16 protein-coding genes are annotated in these 18,599 nt (G+C 70.7%); 1 reads left to right on the top strand and 15 read right to left on the bottom strand.

Annotated features, from left to right (window positions below; genetic code table 11):
- Positions 1–14: 14 nt before the first annotated feature.
- The 15 genes from ASD59_RS00080 to ASD59_RS00010 form a co-directional block, all read right to left on the bottom strand.
- Positions 15–431, bottom strand: coding sequence for a helix-turn-helix domain-containing protein (locus ASD59_RS00080; RefSeq protein ID WP_055826461.1), 417 nt, complete (start codon positions 429–431; stop codon positions 15–17).
- Between the two features lie 168 nt (positions 432–599).
- The gene (gene lnt, locus ASD59_RS00075) at positions 600–2,222 is read right to left on the bottom strand and encodes an apolipoprotein N-acyltransferase (RefSeq protein ID WP_082559976.1); all 1,623 of its coding nucleotides are present in this window, start codon (positions 2,220–2,222) and stop codon (positions 600–602) included.
- The gene (gene ybeY / locus ASD59_RS00070) at positions 2,197–2,658 is read right to left on the bottom strand and encodes an rRNA maturation RNase YbeY (RefSeq protein WP_055826458.1); all 462 of its coding nucleotides are present in this window, start codon (positions 2,656–2,658) and stop codon (positions 2,197–2,199) included. Before ybeY ends, lnt begins: the two co-directional genes overlap by 26 nt.
- A complete protein-coding gene (locus ASD59_RS00065; protein ID WP_055826455.1) occupies positions 2,655–3,650 on the bottom strand; it encodes a PhoH family protein in 996 nt (331 codons plus the stop codon). The genes ybeY and ASD59_RS00065 overlap by 4 nt, the downstream gene beginning before the upstream one ends.
- Complete coding sequence (miaB, locus tag ASD59_RS00060; RefSeq protein ID WP_055826449.1) at positions 3,640–5,040, bottom strand: tRNA (N6-isopentenyl adenosine(37)-C2)-methylthiotransferase MiaB; 1,401 nt, start codon at positions 5,038–5,040, stop codon at positions 3,640–3,642. The genes ASD59_RS00065 and miaB overlap by 11 nt, the downstream gene beginning before the upstream one ends.
- 32 nt (positions 5,041–5,072) lie before the next feature.
- A complete protein-coding gene (locus ASD59_RS00055; RefSeq protein ID WP_055826445.1) occupies positions 5,073–5,552 on the bottom strand; it encodes a Fur family transcriptional regulator in 480 nt (159 codons plus the stop codon).
- A 28-nt stretch (positions 5,553–5,580) separates the two neighbouring features.
- Positions 5,581–6,006: a GNAT family N-acetyltransferase gene (locus tag ASD59_RS00050; protein WP_055826442.1), complete on the bottom strand. Its 426-nt coding sequence runs from the start codon at positions 6,004–6,006 to the stop codon at positions 5,581–5,583.
- Entirely contained in the window at positions 6,003–6,671 is a 669-nt protein-coding gene (gene tsaB, locus ASD59_RS00045) for a tRNA (adenosine(37)-N6)-threonylcarbamoyltransferase complex dimerization subunit type 1 TsaB (RefSeq protein ID WP_055826439.1), read from the bottom strand. Before tsaB ends, ASD59_RS00050 begins: the two co-directional genes overlap by 4 nt.
- A 22-nt stretch (positions 6,672–6,693) precedes the next feature.
- Positions 6,694–7,083: a helix-turn-helix domain-containing protein gene (locus ASD59_RS00040; RefSeq protein WP_055826436.1), complete on the bottom strand. Its 390-nt coding sequence runs from the start codon at positions 7,081–7,083 to the stop codon at positions 6,694–6,696.
- Positions 7,084–7,153: 70 nt separating this feature from the next.
- Positions 7,154–7,753, bottom strand: coding sequence for a helix-turn-helix transcriptional regulator (locus ASD59_RS00035; RefSeq protein WP_055826433.1), 600 nt, complete (start codon positions 7,751–7,753; stop codon positions 7,154–7,156).
- A gap of 104 nt (positions 7,754–7,857) precedes the next feature.
- Entirely contained in the window at positions 7,858–8,412 is a 555-nt protein-coding gene (locus ASD59_RS00030) for a NifU family protein (protein WP_055826430.1), read from the bottom strand.
- Positions 8,413–8,608: 196 nt separating this feature from the next.
- A complete protein-coding gene (locus tag ASD59_RS00025) occupies positions 8,609–9,079 on the bottom strand; it encodes a universal stress protein (RefSeq protein ID WP_055826427.1) in 471 nt (156 codons plus the stop codon).
- A 104-nt stretch (positions 9,080–9,183) separates the two neighbouring features.
- A complete protein-coding gene (locus tag ASD59_RS00020; protein WP_055826424.1) occupies positions 9,184–14,049 on the bottom strand; it encodes an NAD-glutamate dehydrogenase in 4,866 nt (1,621 codons plus the stop codon).
- Between the two features lie 199 nt (positions 14,050–14,248).
- Entirely contained in the window at positions 14,249–15,088 is an 840-nt protein-coding gene (locus ASD59_RS00015) for an outer membrane protein (RefSeq protein WP_055826417.1), read from the bottom strand.
- A 320-nt stretch (positions 15,089–15,408) separates the two neighbouring features.
- Complete coding sequence (locus ASD59_RS00010; protein WP_327019535.1) at positions 15,409–16,581, bottom strand: AI-2E family transporter; 1,173 nt, start codon at positions 16,579–16,581, stop codon at positions 15,409–15,411.
- 63 nt (positions 16,582–16,644) lie between these two features.
- Between ASD59_RS00010 and ASD59_RS00005 the strand changes: the two genes are divergently transcribed.
- Positions 16,645–18,234: a helicase HerA-like domain-containing protein gene (locus tag ASD59_RS00005; RefSeq protein ID WP_055826406.1), complete on the top strand. Its 1,590-nt coding sequence runs from the start codon at positions 16,645–16,647 to the stop codon at positions 18,232–18,234.
- Positions 18,235–18,599 lie beyond the last annotated feature (365 nt).

Here is an 18,599-nt window from a genome sequence, read left to right as displayed (position 1 = left end):
GGCCGTCGGACGGGTCAGGCCTCGTCCGGTTCCTTGCGGTCGGCCATGTCGCGGATCAGTTCCAGCGCCAGCTTCTGCTGCCGGCTGGACAGCTGGGGCGCCAGGCGGCTGATCTCGATGGTGTAGCGCGTGGCCGGGAAGTCGTGCTCGTAACCCGCTCCGCCCTCGGCCATGCCCGCGATCTGGGCGCCGGTCAGGCCTTCGAAGAAATAGCCGATGTCGACCTTGAAGAATCGCGCGATGTCCCAGAGCTTGGAAGCGGAAATGCGATTGGCGCCCTTCTCGTACTTCTGGATCTGCTGGAAGGTCAGGCCCAGGGCCCGACCGAGGTCACTCTGGTTGTAGCCGAGCGCCAGCCGCTTCTCGCACACGCGGCGACCGACATGCCGGTCCACGGGATGAGGACCATCCTCGCCCTTGCCTCTCGCCATTGTTACTCGTCCTTCGGTTGGAGCCGTCCCGCCTGAATGCGCTCGGCTTTGCCCGCTGTCATCAAAAAATGCAAAAACCCCGGCGCCGCGCCCAGCCACGGTTGCGTAACGGCTTCCAGCCCTCCCGCGACGCGAGAAAACTCGCCTGGCGGGCGAGCTGACGTGGCGTCAGCCCGGCCGGCCGCGCCGGCGCAACCCGCGCCACGGGGCCGCCAGGGCCAGGCCCGCCAGCACCGCCAGCAGGAAGGGCAGGTCGCCGAACCGCCCATAGGGCGTAATCCCCGTCGGCCGCGGCAGGCGCGCATCGATGACCCCGCTCTCGCCGGGTTCCAGCCGCTGGTCGCCGACGACCCGGCCCCAGGGGTCGATCATGGCCGAAACCCCGGTCGGGGTGGACCGGACCACCGGCAGCCCCGTCTCGATGGCGCGGTAGCTGGCCAGGTTCAGATGCTGCAGCGGCCCCGAGGTGCGCCCGAACCAGGCGTCGTTCGAGATGTTGACGATCCAGCCCGGCCGACCCGCGCCGCCCGGGGTGAAGCCGGGGTAGAGGCTCTCGTAGCAGATCAACGGCTGGGCCCGCGGCGCGCCCGGTATGTCGATCGGCGCGGGCACGGGCCCGGCGCTGAAGTCGGTCGGCATATGGGTCAGGCTGCGCACGCCCAGCGCCCCCATGAGCCCCCCCGCCGGCAGATATTCGCCGAATGGCACCAGCCGGTATTTGTCATAGGTGGCGGTGATCCGCAGGCCGTCGGCGCCCTCGTCGGTCAGCACGAACAGGCTGTTGTAATAGCGGCCGCCCTCGGGCGCCGCCGGATCGGGCACGCCCCGGCCCAGACCCATGATCAGGCTCTGCCCCGGCTGCACCGCACGCGCGATCGCCTCGGCGTCCGCCGAGCCCGGCGCGAACACCTGATTGGCCGACGCCGGCAGGGCGCCCTCGGGCCAGACGATCAGGTCGGGCGTCAGCGCGCCGGCATGGCCCGTCAGATTGACGTAGCGATCGACGATCCCCTGATAGGCCTCCGGCGTCCATTTGGATTCCTGCGGCACGTCCGCCTGGACGATGCGGATCACGGTCTCCGTCAGCTCCAGCTGCGCCTGCGACAGCCGCACGGCCCCCCCGACCATGAGGGCGGCGAGCGCCAGAAGGCCCAGGACCGCCGAACCGATGCGCGCCTTGCGCGGCCCGGCGCCCAGCAGGGGGGCGAAGGCCGCGGCGCCCGCCACGGTGACGAAGCCCAGGCCGTAGACGCCGGCGATCGCCGCGAACTGCGACGCCGCCGACCCGGCCTTCCAGCTGGCTCCGGCCGGGTTCCACGGAAAGCCGGTCAGCACATGGCCCCGCAACCATTCCAGCAGGCAGAACAGGGCGGCGAAGACCAGCACCCGCCGGACCCCGCCGGGCATGAACCGCCGGTACAGCGCCGTCGCCGTTCCCCAGAACAGGCCCAGGCCGATCGGCAGCAGACTGGCCGCGAACGGCGCCATCCACGCCTGGGCCGGATTGACCATGAAGGCCTCGGCCACCCACCAGCAGCTGATGAAGAAATAGGCGAAGCCGGCCAGCCAGCCCATCCAGAAGGCGCCGCGCGCGCCCGCCGACCGCTCGGACAGGAACATCAGCAGGGCATAGCCGAGCAGGCCCGGCAGGACGCCGAACGGCGGATGCGCCAGCGCCGCCGCCGCCCCGGCCGCCAGCGCCAGGCCGATGCGGCCGAAGCGCAGGATCAGCCGCGCGCGCGGTCCATCCTTGGGGCCGTCGTTTTCAGGCGTCGCCGCTGGGTGAGTCATCGCGCCTGTATGGGTCGGCGACGCCCAGGCTGGCAAGAATGGATCGCTCCTCGTCCTCCATCGTCTCCGCCTCGGCCTCGGCCTCGTGGTCGCGGCCCAGCAGATGCAGCACGCCGTGGACCGTGAGATGGCTGAGATGATCGGCAAGGGTCTTCCCCTGCGCCTCGGCCTCGGCCGCGCAGACGCCGAAGGCCAGCACCAGGTCGCCCAGATGTGGCGCCGCGCTTTCGGCCGCCGGAAACGACAGCACGTTCGTGGGCCGGTCCTTGTCGCGGAAGCGGGCGTTCAGATCGCGCACGGCCGCGTCGTCGGTCAGCAGCACGACGACGTCGCCCTCGACACGGCCCAGCGCCGCCGTCGCCGCCCGTTCGGCCAGGGCCCCGGCGTCCGGCAGGGCGGCGGTCCAGGCGTCGTCCTCGATCTCGACCTCGATCACGAGTCGGGGTCCTCGAGATCGGCGGCGGGGCGGCGGCTGGCGGCGTCGGCGTCGTAGGCGCGCACGATCCGCTCGACCATGGCGTGGCGCACCACGTCCTGGGCCTCGAACCGCTGCACCCCGACGCCCTTCACGTCCTCGAGGATGCGCAGGGCGTGCTTCAGGCCCGAGTCGCGCGGGTTCAGCAGGTCGACCTGCGACGGGTCGCCCGTCACCACCATGCGCGCGCCCTCGCCCAGCCGGGTCAGGACCATCTTCATCTGCAGCCGCGAGGTGTTCTGCGCCTCGTCGACGATGATGTAGGCGTGGGCCAGGGTGCGGCCTCGCATGAAGGCGATCGGGGCGGCCTCGATCTCGCCCTTGTCGCGCCGGCGGCGCACGTCGTCGGGACCGAGGATGTCGTTCAGCGCCTCCCAGATCGGAGCCAGATAGGGATCGACCTTCTCGTTCAGGTCCCCCGGCAGGAAGCCCAGCTTCTCGCCGGCCTCGACCGCCGGCCGGGTGATGACCAGCCGGTCCACCTGCCCCCGCCGCAGCAGGGAGGCGCCGTAGGCCGCCGCCAGGAAGGTCTTGCCGGTGCCCGCCGGACCGACCCCGAAGGTCAGCTCGCAGCGGCTCAGCAGGGACAGATAGTTGGCCTGGGCCGCCGTCTTGGGCGCGATCGCCCCGCGCCGTCCGACCGGCAGGGCCACGGCGTCGGGGGCCACGCTCCCCTGCCCCGCCCGCGGCTGGGTCGCCGCGGCGCCCAGCGCCGTGCGCACATCGGCCTCGGTGATCTCGGCGCCCGTCTCGGCGCGGCTGGCCAGGGTCTCGATGACCCGCTTGGCCTGCGACCGGTCGCGGGCTGAACCGTTGATCGACACCCCGCCGCCGGGCGTTTCCACCAGAACCTTGAAGCGGTCCTCGATCAGGGCCAGGTGCCGGCTGCCCGGACCGATCACGGCGTGCAGGGCCTCGTCGCCCAGCGCCAGGAACTCACTCTCACGCGCCATCCACTGCCTTTTCCATCAGCCGGCCCTTCAGGGAATTCTGCTGGCCGTATTCGATCGTGACCGGAACGATCCGGCCGATCAGATGATCCGCGTCGTCGACGTGAACCGATTGCAGCCAGGGCGAGCGGCCCACGGCCTGGGCCCCGTGCCGGCCCTTCTTCTCGAGCAGGACGTCGATCGTGCGGCCCGCCTTGTCCCTGTTGAAGGCCAGCTGCTGTTCGGCCAGCAGGGCCTGCAGGGCGTGCAGCCGCTCGCGCGCAATCCCGTCCGGAACCTGTCCCGCCATGGTCGCCGCGGGCGTCCCCGGCCGCGGCGAATACATGAAGGCGAAGGCCGAGGCGTAGCCGACGCGCCGGACCAGATCCATCGTCTCCTCGAAATCCGTCTCGGTCTCGCCCGGGAAGCCGACGATGAAATCCCCCGACATCGCCATGTCGGGCCGCGCCTCGCGGATGCGGTCGACCAGCGCGAGGTATTTCGCCCGCCCGTGCTTGCGGTTCATCAGCCGCAGGATGCGGTCCGACCCCGACTGCACCGGCAGGTGCAGCCAGGGCATCAGGGCGTCGAGCGCGCCATGGGCGGCGATCAGCTCATCGGACATGTCGTTGGGGTGGCTGGTCGTATAGCGGATACGGTCGAGGCCCGGGATGTCGGCCAGGGCGTACGCCAGCCGCGCCAGGGTCGAGGACTTTCCGTCCGGCCCCTCCCCGTCATAGGCGTTAACGTTCTGGCCCAGCAGGGTGACCTCGCGCACCCCCCGGGCCGCCAGCTCGCGCGCCTCGGCCAGCACCGCCGCGACCGGCCGCGACCATTCGGCGCCGCGGGTATAGGGCACGACGCAGAAGGTGCAGAATTTGTCGCACCCCTCCTGCACCGTCAGGAAGGCGGTCGGCCCGCTGACGCCTCGGGCCCGCGGCAGGGCGTCGAACTTGTCGACCGGGGCGAAGTCGGCCCCGATCCGCTCGCCCCGCGCCCGCGCCGTGCGGGTCAGCAGCTCGGGCAGCTGGTGATAGGCCTGAGGCCCGACCACGATGTCCACCGCCGGCTGGCGGCGCATGATCTCCTCGCCCTCGGCCTGGGCGACGCAGCCGGCCACGGCGATGGTCATGCGCGGCTGGCCCGCCGCCAGGCGGATGTCCCGCATCTCCCGCAGCTTGCCGAGCTCGGAATAGACCTTCTCGGCCGCCTTCTCGCGGATATGGCAGGTGTTGAGGATGACGAAGTCCGCGTCCCCGGCCGTGTCGGTCGTCGCATAGCCCAGCGGCCGCAGCACATCGGCCATGCGCTCGGAATCATAGACGTTCATCTGGCAGCCGTAGGTCTTGATGAACAGGCGTCTGGGCGTGGCCTGTCCGTCCGACGCCGCCGGCGGGACGAGGGTCTCGGTCATGGAACCGGTTTTAGCGCCGGCGGGGTCCGTCGTCAGCCCACGTCCGCCGGATCGACGCGCGCGGCGTGGCGCTTGAAGATCAGGCCCTCGCGCTTGCCCGCCTCGGCCCCCTCGATCGGCTTGCCGTAAAGCTCCAGCTTGTGGCCGATCAGCTCATAGCCCAGCCGTTCGGCGATCTCGCTCTTCAGCCGCTCGATCTCGGCGTCGAAGAATTCGATCACCTCGCCCGAGCGGGTGTCGATCAGATGGTCGTGGTGATCGTCGCCCGCCTCTTCATAGCGGCTGCGGCCATCGCCGAAGTCGTGCTTCTCGACCACCCCGGCCTCCTCGAACAGGCGCACGGTGCGGTAGACGGTGGCGATCGAGATATGGGGGTCGATGGCCGAGGCGCGGCGGTAAAGCTCCTCGACGTCCGGGTGGTCCTCGGCGCTCGACAGCACCCGCGCGATGACGCGGCGCTGTTCGGTCATTCGCATGCCGCGTTCGGCGCAGAGTTTTTCGATCCGGTCCATGCGCGGGAGGATAGGCGGGCGGCCCGACTTAGGGAAGCCGTGCGGCAAGGTCGAACGACAGCAGCAGGGCGTCCGCCCGCGAACCGTCGGCGCGGGCATAGTAACGCGGCCGCCGCCCGGCCTCGACGAAGCCCGCGCGGGCGTAGAGGGCGCGCGCCGCGTCATTGTCCTCGGCCACTTCGAGGAACAACCGCCTCGCCCCGCGCGCCGCCGCCTCGGCCGCGCCCCGGCCGACCAGCCCGGCGCCGACGCCGCGCCGCCGGGCGGAGGGCCGAACGGCCAGGGTCAGGATCTCGGCCTCGTCGGCGACCGTCCGCATCAGGATGAAACCGTCCGGCGTCTCGGCCAGATGCACCCCGGCCTGGCCCAGCAGGCTGTCGAAGGCCGCCGCGTCCCAGGGCGCGTCGAAGGCCCCGGCGTGCAGCGCGGCCAGGCGGGCGGCGACCTCGCTCACGACGGCCGCGCGGGGCGGGCCTGACCCGGCAGGCGGCTGGGCGGCGTCGCGTCGGGCGCGCGCAGATACAGCGGCCGGGGCGGCGACGTCGCCGGATCCGCCGCCGCCGCCAGCCGGGCGAGGGCGTCGGGCGCCGGTCCCGCCAGCGGGGTCTGGATCAGCGTGGGGAAGGCCTCCGCGAACAGGACTGCGCCCGATCCGATCAGCCGGGCGCCGGGCGCCAGACGGCCGATCCGCTCCGACGCCGCCTCCAGCGAAAGGGCCTCGGCCGGCCCGTCGGCCCCGAACCGCGTATAGACCTGGCCCCGCCGCGCGTCGATCAGGGCCGCCGCCGGTCCGGACGGAGCGGACGCCGCCAGGGCCTCCAGGCTCGACAGCCCGACCACGGACCGGCCCAGCGCCGCCCCCAGGCCTTGGGCGAAGGCGAGGCCGACGCGCAGACCCGTGAACGAGCCCGGCCCCACGGTCACCCCGATGCGGTCGAGGGCGTCGAACGCCAGCCCGGCCTGCGCCATGGCGTCGCGCGCGAACCCCGCCAGCCGTTCGGAATGCCCCTTGGCCATCGGCTCGGACCGCAGGCCGAGCGGGCGCACATCGTCGCCCTCGACCTCGAACACGCCCGCGGTGCACAGGCCCAGGGCCGTATCGACGACCAGCACCTTCATGCCGGCGCCCCCGGGGACGCGCTCAGGGCTCCCGCGCCAGCGCCTGGACGATGCGCGCCACGGCCTTGCGAACGTCGCGATCCCCGATCATCGGAAAGCCGGTCGCCACGGCTCGCCCGTCCGCCGTCGCCGTGATGAAGCGCAGCGCCGCCCAGCCGTCGTCGGCCGCGCCCTGGGCGGTCTCGACCGGCGGAAAGAAGGCGTCCACCGACGTCCCCAGCACCGTGGCGGCGCGGTGCAGGCGCGAGGCGGAGATGCGGTTCTGACCCGTCTCGTATTTCTGCACCTGCTGGAAACTGATCCCCAGTTGTTGGGCCAGGGCGCTCTGAGACAGGCCCAGGGCCGAGCGGCGCAGGCTGATGCGCGCGCCGACATAGGCGTCCACGTCGTTCCGTCCGCCGATCCTCGCCATGGCCGCTCGCCTCCCGTTCTGCACGGAAAGGTTTCATGGAAACGAAACTGGCGCAACCAAAAAGTTTCATTCACCGCTCCAGCCGCGCGACGACGGCGGAGACCGCCCGGGTGTCCGCGCGCGCGATCCGTTCCTCCGCCCCCAACCCCCCGGGGCCGCCGCGCACGATCAGGATCTCGGCGTCGGCCCGGTCATACAGCCGGACCCGCGTCTCGCCGTCCGCCATCTCGATGACGCAACCCTGGTCCCGCCGCGGCCACCGGCCCGGCTCATACTCCAGCACCACGCCCGAGGCGGCCCAGGGAGCCAGATCGTCATTGGACAGCTGCACCCTGCGGACCGGGAGCGGGGGCGAGGGCGCGGCGGTGAAGGCCCGGCCCCTGTTCGCCACGCCGGGCTCGGCCGAAGGCCGGTCCGGTTTTTCAGGCGCGGGCCTGTCCTGCACCAGGGCCAGGGCCTCGACCGTGGCCCCGAGGGCGTTCGTCAGGCGGCGCTGGACGTCGGGCCGGAACAGGCCCGGGCGTTTGCCCGCCTCGTACAGGCCCCAGCCCTGGCTGGTCATGCCGGCGCGGCGCCCCGCCTCGGCCTGGCTCAGGCCGGCCTCGCGGCGCAGCGCCGCCAGGGCGTCGCCGAGACGCCGGGCGTCGTCATCGCTTTTGAACCGGGGCATGGGGGAATGATGGCGCCGTCTTGGTGCGGAAGCGAGGACGGATTCGTTTCAGGCCGCGCTCAGGCAGCGAGCGACCGCGCCGCGAGCGTCAGCGCCCCAATAGGTCAGATCACCTGTTCGACGCGCGTCACTTCCGGGATGTAGTGTTTCATCATCTGCTCGACCCCGGTCTTCAGCGTCGCCGACGACGACGGACAGCCGGCGCAGGCGCCGCGCATGCGCAGCGTCAGGACGCCGGTCTCCTCGTCGAAGGCGTCGAACAGGATGTCGCCCCCGTCCTGGGCCACCGCCGGACGGACCCGGCTGTCGAGCAGCTGCTTGATCTCGGCCACAACCTCGGAGTCCTCCCCGGACGGGCCTTCCACGCCGCCGACGGCCCGCAGCAGCGGCGCGCCCGAGACGAAATGGTCCATGATGGCCGCCAGGATCGGGGCCTTCATCGTCGTCCACCCGGGCCCCTGGGCGTCCCGCGTCACCGAGACATAGTCGTAGCCGAAGAAGACGCCGGTCACGCCCTCGAGCCCGAACAGGGCCTCGGCCAGCGGCGATGCGGCCGCCTCTTCCGCGTTGACGAAGTCGGTCGGCGAATTCGCGACGTCCCGGCCGGGAAGGAATTTCAGGACGTTCGGATTGGGGGTCGGTTCGGTCTGGATGAACATGGCGCTCAGATGCGCCGTGGAGACGGCCGGTTCAAGACCCGCGCTTCTCTCTCCCCCTTGTGGGGCGGGTGGCTGAGCCGAAGGCGAAGCCGGGTGGGGAGCCGCCGCACGGTCTTGCGCTGACCTGACGCACCCCACCCTGTCGGCGCTGCGCGCCGACATCCTCCCCATGAAGGGGAGGGAGAGGCTGACGACGTCACGCCAGGTCCTCGATGTCCTTCTCGGTCAGTTCGCCCGGCACGATGGTCACCGGCAGCTTGCGGCCCGTGAAGGCGGCGCCCTGTTTGACCACCGCCGAAACCAGCGGCCCGGGCCCGCGCCCGCCGTGGCCGGCGGCCAGGACCAGGATCTTGATCTCGGCGTCCTCGCCGACGACCTTGCGAATGGCGTTCTGGGGCTCGCCCCGCTCGATCAGCAGCACCGGCGTGGCGCCGGAACGCTCCGCCGCCTCGTCGGCCCATTTGTTCAGCAGGGTCTCGGCCTCGAGCCGCGTCTGACGCTCGATCTCCTCGCGCACCCCGGCCCAGTGGGCGTCCGACGCCGCCGCCGGTATCACGCGCAGCAGGGCCACCCGCCCGCCGGTCGAACGCGCCCGCCGCGCGGCATAGCGCAGGGCGGACTCGAACTCCGGGCTGTCGTCGACCACGACCAGAAACTTGCGCGGCATCGGCCCTCTCCCTCAGCCCCGGACGCTACCAGAACCCGGACGCATGCGCGAAGCGCCCGTCAGAAGGCGGAGCCCTTTGACCGCGGCCCGACAAGAAGGCTTCGTCAGCTTGCCGACGACGCTATCTCACGAATGGCGCTGTTGGCGATGGTCAGTTTGGCGAAGGTCCAGCCCGAGCCCGAGGCCTCGATCTCGTCGACCGAGGCGCGCACGCCTTCCACCGTCGCCTGACGCGGCCCGATCCAGGCGTCGACGGCCGCCTCGGCCGCCGCCTCGCTGGCTCCGACCGAGACCTTCGAGGCCTTGGCCACGGCGCGGGTCAGCAGCACCTGCTCGGCCATCAGATCCTCGATCAGGCGGCGAACCGCCAGCCGGTCGAAATGATCCGCCGACGGCACGGCGCCCGCCGCGGCGCGCAGCCGGTCGAAGTCGAAGGCCGCGCCGACCTGGTGGTACAGCATGGCCATGGCCGGCTCGGGCCAGCCGGCCTCGCGCGCCAGATCGCCGATGTCGGCGGTGGCCACCAGCGGCCGCAGCATGGCGAAGTCGCGCGCCATGGCCTCGGACGCGCCCAGGCCTATGAAGGTCTGGACCCGGCTTTCCAGCCCGGCCTGTTCGAAGCGCGACAGCACCGCGCCGCCGGCGGCGCGCAGGGCGTCCGCCGCCGGGCGATAGGCCTCGATCAGCTGGTCGACGGTGCAGCCCTTGCGCATCGCCCGGCGGGCCAGCCAGAAGGTCTGGCGGCGCAGCACGGTCGCGATCTCGCGGTACAGCACCGTCTGGGCCTCGGCGGGGATTTTCAGATCCAGGGCCGACACCGCGTCCCAGGCCTCGTCGAGGCGGAAGATCTGACGCGCGGCCTCGAAGGCGACGACCATGGCGCCCGTGTCGCACCGCGCCGACTGGCGCAGCCGCTCGGGGAAGGTCGGGCCCGCCATGTTGACGATCTCGTTCGACAATATGGTCGAGACGATTTCGCGGCGCAGCCGGTGCCGCTGCATGTCGGCCTCGTATCTGGCCAGCGGCGCCGGGAAATAGCGGACCAGGGTCCGTTTGAAGAAGGCGTCGTCCGGCGCCGTCGAACCGACGATGTCGTCGAACAGCTCCAGCTTGGAATAGGCCGTCAGCACGGCCAGCTCGGGCCGGGTCAGCGCCTGGCCCGCGGCCTTCATCTCGGCCAGTTTCGCGTCGTCGGGCAGGCCCTCGACCTTGCGGTCCAGCTTACCCTTGGACCCCAGCCACTGCATGAAACGCTGCTGGGAATCGAGGGCGGCGGGCCCTTCCGCCTCCTGCAGCGAGACGGCCAGGGTCTGGTCGTAGTTGTGCACCAGCACCTTCAGCCCGACCTCGTCGGTCATCGAGGCCAGCAGGGCGTCGCGCTCGCCGGCCTTCAGCGCGCCCGAGGCGATGGCCGCCCCGGTCAGGATCTTGATGTTGACCTCGTGGTCGGAGGAATCCACGCCCGCCGAATTGTCGATGGCGTCGGTGTTGATCCGCCCGCCGCTTCTCGCAAAGGCGATGCGGCCGGCCTGGGTCAGGCCCAGATTGGCGCCTTCGCCGATCACCTTTGCGCGCACCTCCGCGCCGTCGATGCGGATGGCGTCATTGGCCTTGTCGCCGACCTGGGCGTCGCTCTCGTGCGGCGCCTTCACATAGGTGCCGATGCCGCCGAAATAGAGCAGCTCCGCCGGGGCCTTGAGGATGGCCTTCATCAGGGCGGCCGGGTCCAGCACATCGTCCTGGATATCCAGCGCCGCCTTGATCTCGGGGCTCAGTTCAATCGACTTGGCCGAGCGCGGGAAGACCCCGCCGCCCTTCGAGATCTTCTTCTTGTCGTAGTCCTGCCAGGACGAGCGCGGGACCTTGAACATCCGGTCCCGTTCGATCCAGCTCGACGCCGGATCCGGGTTCGGATCGATGAAGATGTCGCGGTGATCGAAGGCGGCGACCAGCCTGATGGCCTTCGACAGCAGCATGCCGTTGCCGAACACGTCGCCGCTCATGTCGCCGACGCCGACGACGGTGAAGGGCTCCGTCTGGATGTCCTTGCCCATCTCGCGGAAGTGGCGCTTGACCGCCTCCCACGCGCCGCGGGCCGTGATGCCCATGACCTTGTGGTCGTAGCCCACGGACCCGCCCGAGGCGAAGGCGTCGTCCAGCCAGAAGCCGTAGTCGCGGGATATGCCGTTGGCGATGTCCGAGAAGGTCGCCGTGCCCTTGTCGGCGGCCACCACCAGATAGGGGTCGTCGCCCTCGAACCGGACGACCTGCTGCGGCGCAACCACCGCGCCGGACCGGTCGATGTTGTCGGTGATGTCGAGCAGGCCCGAGAGGAAGGTCTTGTAGGCGCGGATGGCCTCGGCCTGCTGGGCGTCGCGGTCGCCCCCGGCGCGCACGATGGCCGCCAGATGTTTGGGGAAGAAGCCGCCCTTTGAGCCGACCGGCACGATGACCGCGTTCTTGACTTGCTGCGCCTTGACCAGGCCCAGCACCTCGGTGCGGAAGTCGTCGCGGCGGTCGGACCAGCGCAGGCCGCCCCGCGCCACGGGTCCGAAGCGCAGGTGCACGCCCTCGACATGCGGCGCCCAGACGAAGATTTCGCGGAAGGGTTTGGGCAGGGGCAGGTCGGCCAGTTCGCGCGAGGCGATCTTGATCGAGATATGCGGCTTCGGGCGGCCGTCCGGGCCGGTCTGATAGTAGTTGGTCCGCTTGATCGCCTCGACCAGCAGGGCCAGGCGCCGCAGGGCGCGGTCGTGGTCCAGGCTCTTCACGTCCTGCAGCAGGGCGTTGATCTGTTCGACCCCCTTTGCGACCCCGGCCTCACGGCTGGCGGCGTCGCCGCCCTTCGCCGGGTCGAACTTCGCCTCGAACAGCGCGAGAATGGCCCGCGCCACGGCCGGATAGTCGCGCAGCGCCTCTTCCTGCACCGCCTGCGAGGGGTCGAGCCCGGTCTGTTGACGATAGCGGGCGAGGGTGCGCACCAGCGCCGCCTCGCGCCAGTCGACTCCCAGCTCCAGCACCAGACGGTTGAAGCCGTCGCTCTCGGTCAGGCCGGTCCAGACGGCGGAGAAGGCGGCCTCGAACGGGCCCTTCACATCCTCGAACTTCAGATCGCCGCCGCGCGGGTCCTCCAGCAGGAATTCGTGCACATGGATATCGGCGTCGCCCGACGGATGCAGGGCGTGGCCCCACTCTTCCAGCGTCTTCAGGCCCATGTCGGCCAGGATCGGCAGCACGTCCGACAACGGCACCGCCGAGCCGCGGCGATAGAGCTTGAAGCGGAAATTCAGCGGGCCGTCCGCCGGCGTGCGGAAGGCGCGCACGGACACGGGATCGCCCGAGCCGATCTGTCCCGACCGGTTCAGTCCGTCGACCGCCTGAAGATCGCGCACGGCTTCATCGGCGTCATAGCGGTCGCGATAGCCGGCGCCGAAGGCTTCGGCCCAGCGCGCGCTCAGGGGGCCGACGGCGACGTCGTCGACATCGGCCTGGCGCAGGGCGCTCTCGAAACGGTCGACCCAGCTGCGGCCGGCCTCGGCCACCCGGGCGTCCAGTTCGGCTTGATCCGGGCACGGATGGTCGCCGGGCGTGACCCCGATTATATAGTGAATCCGGACCAGCGGCTGATCCGACAGCTGCGGATACCAGGCCGACAAGCGGCCGCCCCAGGCGTCCGCGAGGATCTTGCCGATCCGTTCACGGACCGAAGCATCGAAACGTTCGCGCGGGATGAAGGCCAGGATGGAGACGAAGCGGTCGAACGGGTCCTTGCGGGTGAAGGTCTTGATCCGCGGCCGGTCGTGCAGGTGCAATATGCCCAGCGCGATCTCCAGCAGTTCGTTTTCGGTGACCTGGAAGAGTTCGTCGCGGGGATAGTTCTCGAGGATGTTCCGGAGCCGCTTCTCGCTATGGCTGCCCGGCGTCTTGTCCGCCCGCTTCAGGGCGTTGGCGACCTTGCGGCGGACCAGCGGCACCTGGGTCGCGGTCTTGTCATAGGCTTCGGCGGTGAACAGGCCGACGAAGCGGGTCTCGCCCGACGGCCGCCCGTCCGGCCCGAACCGCTTGACCCCGATATAGTCCATATAGGCCCGCCGATGCACCCGCGACCGGACGTTGGCCTTGGCCACGGTGACCGGCTCGGACAGGTCCAGCTGCTTCTTCATCGATTTCGTCAGCACCGCCGGCTCGTTGGCGCGGCGCAGCACCGTCCGGGCGGGATCGGCCAGCACGCCCAGGCCGGCGCCCGATTGCGACAGCGGCGCCTCGGCCTCATAGCCGCCGTCCTTGTTGCGCGGATAGTCGTAGTCGCGCGCGCCGAGGAAGACGAAATGGTCGGCCTGCAGCCACTGCAGGAACAACAGGTGTTCGGCCAGGACCTCGGCGTCCACGCCGGGGGGCGAGGTTTCCAGATGGGCGATCGAGCGCGCCATCAGGGCGTTCATCGCCGCATGGTCGGCCACGGCGCTGCGCACGTCGCCCATGGTCGTGGCGAGACCTTCGCCGAGGGCGTCGCGCCGCTCCTGGGGCAGGGGATCGATGACCACGACGATCAGCGAGACCCGCCCGCCGTCGCGCTCGACGATCGGATGGTACATCGACCGCACGGTGACCCCGGCGTCCGCCAGTTCGCCCATGACGCTGTCGACGAGGAAGGGCCGGTCCTCCTGGACGATGACCAGGCTGTCATAGCCGGTCGGCCGGCCGTCGGCGCCCGTGAGCGGCCCGAGCGTTATGCGCGCGGTGTCCCCCGCCTTGCGACCGTCCGCCGAGCGCCAGACCGAGGCCAGCAGGGCCGCCAGATCGGCGCCGCCCAGTTCGGGCGCCTCGTCGGCGGCGTAGTCGTCCCACGCCTGCAGCAGATAGGATCTGGCCTCCGGGCCCGGGGCCCCGCCGAGGGCGCTCGCAAAGCCGGCCTCCAGGTCCTCCAGGGTGATCGCCTGAGGGAGCTTGGCAGCCAGTTCGCCGGACATGGGCAGGTCTCTTGCAGGCGCGGCCTCTGCATCGGCCGCCGGAGGGAACGCCAGACTAGGCCGCTTCGCCGCAGGGGCAAGCGCGCTGTCCGACGGCCGCCTGACTAGGCCAGCCGGCGCGTCTCGGGAACCCCCAAAAACAACGACGCCGGCCCCGTTTCCGGAGCCGGCGTCGCCGACCGTCGATCCCTGGAAGGACCTAGAAGCGGACGTTCATGCCGACGCGGAGCGCGTGCAGCTCAAGGCCGTCGTTGCTGCGCGTGATGTCCGTCCCGACCGTATTGGGCGCCAGGATGAAGGGATTGGTGGCCGGAGCCGTCCCCGGTCCGGCGCGGACGACATAGTCGCCGGGCTGCAGGTTGGAATAGAGGTACTCGCCCGTCAGCGACAGGTTCGGGGCCAGTTTCCACTCGACGCCGCCGCCCAGCTGATAGCCGTCGGCGTCGTTCTCGTTGACCGTCTCGGTGAAGCTGTTGGCCGTGTTGGTGGTGCGGAAGCTGTTCTCCACCTTCGCCTTGGCCGCGCCGGCGGTCGCATAGAACAGCGCCGGGCCGACCGGGAAGCCGATGCGGGCCCGCAGGGCGGCCATCTGCTCCACCTGGCGGGTGAAGACATAGGCGGCCGGGGTGCTGCTGAACGAGGTGACCGAGTCCTCCAGGTCGACAGCGCTCAGCTCGCCGACGAGGCCGACGACGATCGGGCCGAACTGCATGTCGTAGCCGGCGCGGATCGAACCTTCGACGCCGGTCGGATCGATGTCGCAGCCGTTGCCGACGGCCTGGGCCGTGGCGGCGCCGTCGCAGGAGCCGGGGGTGAAGGCGTTGGTGGTCGTGCCGTTCAGGACGACGGTGTCGTCGAACTGGCCGTCGAGGTCGCGGTCGAACACCAGGCCCTCGCCGGCGTCCTCGTTGTTCTCGGCCACGCCGCCGTAGACGCCGATGTAGGGGCCGCTCCAGTCGGGGGCGGACTGGGCCAGGGCGGGCGCCGCGACGCCGGCCAGCAGAACCGCCAGGGACGCGGCGGAGAGAGTCTTGTACATGAGGAGGTATCCTTCGAGCTGTTCGCGGACCGTCCGCGCTTCGCCCTTCCGCCGCCGCTAACGGGGCGCTCGCGGCGCCGTTCCCCCGCCTTCGCGGTTGCAGCATCGAACCGGCCGGCCTGTTGCTCAGATGTCGCGGCGGGGATCCCGGAAAAGACAAGGCCGCCGAACTTGCGTCCGGCGGCCTGCTTGGGATCGGCGCCCGGGAGGGGGAGGGTTGGCGCCGATCTGTCCACCGCGGCTTGGGGGGAGGGGAGGGGCCGCGGCGACAGGGATGAGATAGGCGCCGGTTGTGACCAATCAAGGGCGGTGAAACGCCCTCAATCGGCCGCGCCCTGCGGCGGGTTGACGCGGTTCGGCCGGTTCCGCACGGGCCGCGGTTCGTCGTCGTCGGCATACGGTTCGCCATCGCCCGACATCAGGATGGCCATCCAGCGCGAGCCCTTGAACTCGGCCAGGATGGCCATGGCCATGACCGCCAGCGGCGTCGACAGGAACATGCCGACCACGCCCCACAGCTGCCCCCACAGGGCCAGCGACAACAGCACCACCACGGGATCGATGTTCTGGTTGTCGCCCTGCATGCGCGGCTGGATCATGTTGCCGCTGATGAACAGTATGGCCTGAAGCCCGACCAGCAGAACCGCCGCGGGCCAGTAGCTCTCGAACTGCACCAGGGCGAACAGCGGCGGAGCCAGACCCGCGACCGCCCCGCCCAGCACCGGGATGAAGCCGACGATGAAGATGACGAAGGTCCAGAACTCGGCGTTCTGCAGGCCCACCGCCCGCATCAGCAGCCAGGCGGCGGCGCAGATCATGGCCCCGGTCACGGTCTGGACCCACAGATAGCCCTCGACCCCGCCGCGCACCCTCTGGAACACTTCCAGCGCCTCGGACCGGGACTCGCGCCCGGGGAACAGGCCGACCAGCTTGCGCCGGAACCCGGACTGCGACGCCAGCAGGAAGGCCAGATAGACCATGACGAAGAACGAGCCGGACAGGACGCCCTGGGCCTGTTTGGCCGCGCCGGCCAGATAGCCACGCACGTCCAGCTGGCTCAGCAGATCGGCCGCCGTCGGCGCCGCCGTGACTCCGAACAGCCGCCCGCCGTCGATCAGGATCTGGTCGATCCGGGGCCCGATCCGGCTGGTGATGCCGGTCGCCTCGTCGAAGAAGCCCGTCGCGCCGTTCACGATGATGGCGATCGAGGCGAAGAAGCCCAGCACGACGACCAGAAGGGCCGCTGCCCCGGCCCAGCGGCCGGGAACGGGGGTGCGGTCCTCGATCGTCCGCTTCACGCCGTCGATCATGATCATCAGGAAGACGGCCATGGCCAGCGGCGTCAGTATGCCCCGCAGCCAGTAGAGCGCCGCCCCGCCCGCCACCACGGCGATCAGCACCAGCGCATTGCGCGCGACGGACGAGCTCGGCATGACGATCGGGGGTTTCATGCCCGCATCGTCGGCGGCGTCGCCCGTCCGGTCAATCTTCATCGACAAGGCGCTTGAAGCCCGCGGCCCGCCGCGACAGGGTGGCGGCTCATTCTGGAGTCCCCCATGACCGACGCCCCCGGCATTTTTCTCGGCCAATCCATGGACGGGGGGACGGCGAGCGGCGCCGGCCTGCCCGAGATCCTGCTGCTGGGCCGCGCCAACCGCCACGGCGTGGTCGCGGGCGCCACCGGCACCGGCAAGACGGTCACCCTGCAGATCATGGCCCAGGGTTTCTCGGACGCCGGCGTCCCCGTCTTCTGCGCCGATGTGAAGGGCGACCTGTCGGGAATCTGCGTCCCGGGCTCGCCGAACGAAAAACTGCTGGCGCGCGCCGCGTCAATGGGGCTGACGCTCCAGCCGAAGGCCGCGCCGGTCGTCTTCTGGGACCTCTACGGCCTCAAGGGCCACCCCATCCGCACCACCGTCAGCGAGATCGGTCCCCTGCTTCTGGCCCGGATGCTGAACCTCAACGAGGTGCAGGAAGGGGTGCTGTCGGTCCTCTTCCACGTCGCGGACACGGAAGGCCTGCTGCTGCTCGACCTCGACGACCTGCGCGCCATGCTGGCCTATGTCGGCGAGAATTCGGAGCGCATCGGCCGCGAGGTCGGCAATGTCGCCCCGGCCTCCATCGCCTCCATCCAGCGCGCCATCCTTCAGCTCGAGCAACAGGGCGGCAAGGCCTTCTTCGGCGAGCCGGCCCTGAAGCTTGAGGACATGATGCGCACCGGCCTCGACGGCCGCGGCCAGGTCAATGTGCTGGACGCCACGAAACTGATGGCCAGCCCGCGCCTCTACGCCGCCTTCCTGCTGTGGCTGCTGTCGGAACTGTTCGAACAGCTGCCCGAGGTCGGCGACCCCGAGAAGCCGCGGCTCGTCTTCTTCTTCGACGAGGCCCATCTGCTGTTCAACGACACGCCCGACGCCCTGCGCGAAAAGGTCGAACAGGTCGTGCGCCTGATCCGCTCCAAGGGCGTCGGCGTCTATTTCGTCACCCAGAACCCGGCCGACATTCCCGACAGCGTCCTGGCCCAGCTCGGCAACCGCATCCAGCATGCGCTGCGCGCCTACACCCCGGCCGAACAGCGCGGCCTCAAGGCGGCGTCGGACAGCTTCCGCGTCAATCCGGCCTTCGACACGGCCGAGGCCATCCAGGGGCTGGGCGTCGGCGAGGCCCTGGTCTCGACCCTGGATGAAAAGGGCGCCCCCCACGTCGTCGCCCGTACCATGATCCGCCCGCCCGACAGCCGGCTGGGCCCCGCCACCGACGCCGAACGCGCCGCCGTCATGGCCGCCAGTCCGGTGCGCGGCCTGTATGACGCCATGGTCGACCGCGAATCCGCCGAGGAGATCCTCTCGGTCCGTCGCGGCGAACAGGATCAGGCCGTCGCCGACGCGAAACTGGCCGAGGCCCGGGCGAAGGCCGAGGCGGCCGCCGCGAAGGAGGCCGAAAAGGCCGCCGTCGCCCGCGACAAGGTCCAGGCCCGCGAACAGGCCCGCTACGACCGCGAGGCCGCCCGCCCCCGCGCCGCGCCCCGCCGCTCGACCCGCGAGACGCCGATCGAGGCGGCGACCAAGTCTGTGTTGAGGACGGCGGGCTCGACCCTGACGCGGGAACTGCTGCGCGGCCTGCTGGGCGGGCTGAAGCGGCGGTGATCCGCTACCCCTCTCCCGATGGGAGAGGGCTTGGGCGCCCGGGAGCGAAGCGATCGGTTGCGCGAAAGGGCGAGGGTCGCCTGTGGAGGGCGGCTCGCCGCTTCCGCCGGCCAACCCTCATCCGGCCCTCCGGGCCCCCGTCTCCCAACGGGAGAAGGATCAGGTGGGACGAACCTATAGTCGGGTTGGCGGGAAAATATCCCGCCCGATCAATCGCTTCCGCTTTTCTCAAACTCTATTGTCAGCACCCCATCCCGGCGGGCCCATAATATCTGCATCCCGTCGCGGGGGAGGGCGTCTGGCGCCAGGGCCATCAACGTGCGGCGGGGTGCGAACGAGCGGGAAACGTCGTCCCGGAATCGTCG

Origin of the sequence: Brevundimonas sp. Root608, assembly GCF_001427825.1 — a bacterium.
In the GTDB taxonomy this organism is placed as follows: Bacteria; Pseudomonadota; Alphaproteobacteria; order Caulobacterales; family Caulobacteraceae; genus Brevundimonas.
The sequence above is the reverse complement of the archived record's forward strand: the minus strand, read 5'-3'. Positions and strand labels throughout refer to the sequence as shown.

What these genes read in the sequence shown, in the direction of transcription:
- tsaB (WP_055826439.1), bottom strand. Translation starts at nt 6,671, where the DNA reads ATGAAGGTGCTGGTCGTCGATACGGCCCTGGGCCTGTGCACCGCGGGC.
- ASD59_RS00005 (WP_055826406.1), top strand. Translation starts at nt 16,645, where the DNA reads ATGACCGACGCCCCCGGCATTTTTCTCGGCCAATCCATGGACGGGGGG.
- miaB (WP_055826449.1), bottom strand. Translation starts at nt 5,040, where the DNA reads ATGACCGAGACCCTCGTCCCGCCGGCGGCGTCGGACGGACAGGCCACG.
- ASD59_RS00030 (WP_055826430.1), bottom strand. Translation starts at nt 8,412, where the DNA reads ATGTTCATCCAGACCGAACCGACCCCCAATCCGAACGTCCTGAAATTC.
- ASD59_RS00065 (WP_055826455.1), bottom strand. Translation starts at nt 3,650, where the DNA reads ATGGCGCGTGAGAGTGAGTTCCTGGCGCTGGGCGACGAGGCCCTGCAC.
- ASD59_RS00015 (WP_055826417.1), bottom strand. Translation starts at nt 15,088, where the DNA reads ATGTACAAGACTCTCTCCGCCGCGTCCCTGGCGGTTCTGCTGGCCGGC.
- ASD59_RS00020 (WP_055826424.1), bottom strand. Translation starts at nt 14,049, where the DNA reads ATGTCCGGCGAACTGGCTGCCAAGCTCCCTCAGGCGATCACCCTGGAG.
- lnt (WP_082559976.1), bottom strand. Translation starts at nt 2,222, where the DNA reads ATGACTCACCCAGCGGCGACGCCTGAAAACGACGGCCCCAAGGATGGA.
- ASD59_RS00035 (WP_055826433.1), bottom strand. Translation starts at nt 7,753, where the DNA reads ATGCCCCGGTTCAAAAGCGATGACGACGCCCGGCGTCTCGGCGACGCC.
- ASD59_RS00010 (WP_327019535.1), bottom strand. Translation starts at nt 16,581, where the DNA reads ATGAAGATTGACCGGACGGGCGACGCCGCCGACGATGCGGGCATGAAA.
- ASD59_RS00080 (WP_055826461.1), bottom strand. Translation starts at nt 431, where the DNA reads ATGGCGAGAGGCAAGGGCGAGGATGGTCCTCATCCCGTGGACCGGCAT.
- ASD59_RS00055 (WP_055826445.1), bottom strand. Translation starts at nt 5,552, where the DNA reads ATGGACCGGATCGAAAAACTCTGCGCCGAACGCGGCATGCGAATGACC.
- ASD59_RS00040 (WP_055826436.1), bottom strand. Translation starts at nt 7,083, where the DNA reads ATGGCGAGGATCGGCGGACGGAACGACGTGGACGCCTATGTCGGCGCG.
- ASD59_RS00025 (WP_055826427.1), bottom strand. Translation starts at nt 9,079, where the DNA reads ATGCCGCGCAAGTTTCTGGTCGTGGTCGACGACAGCCCGGAGTTCGAG.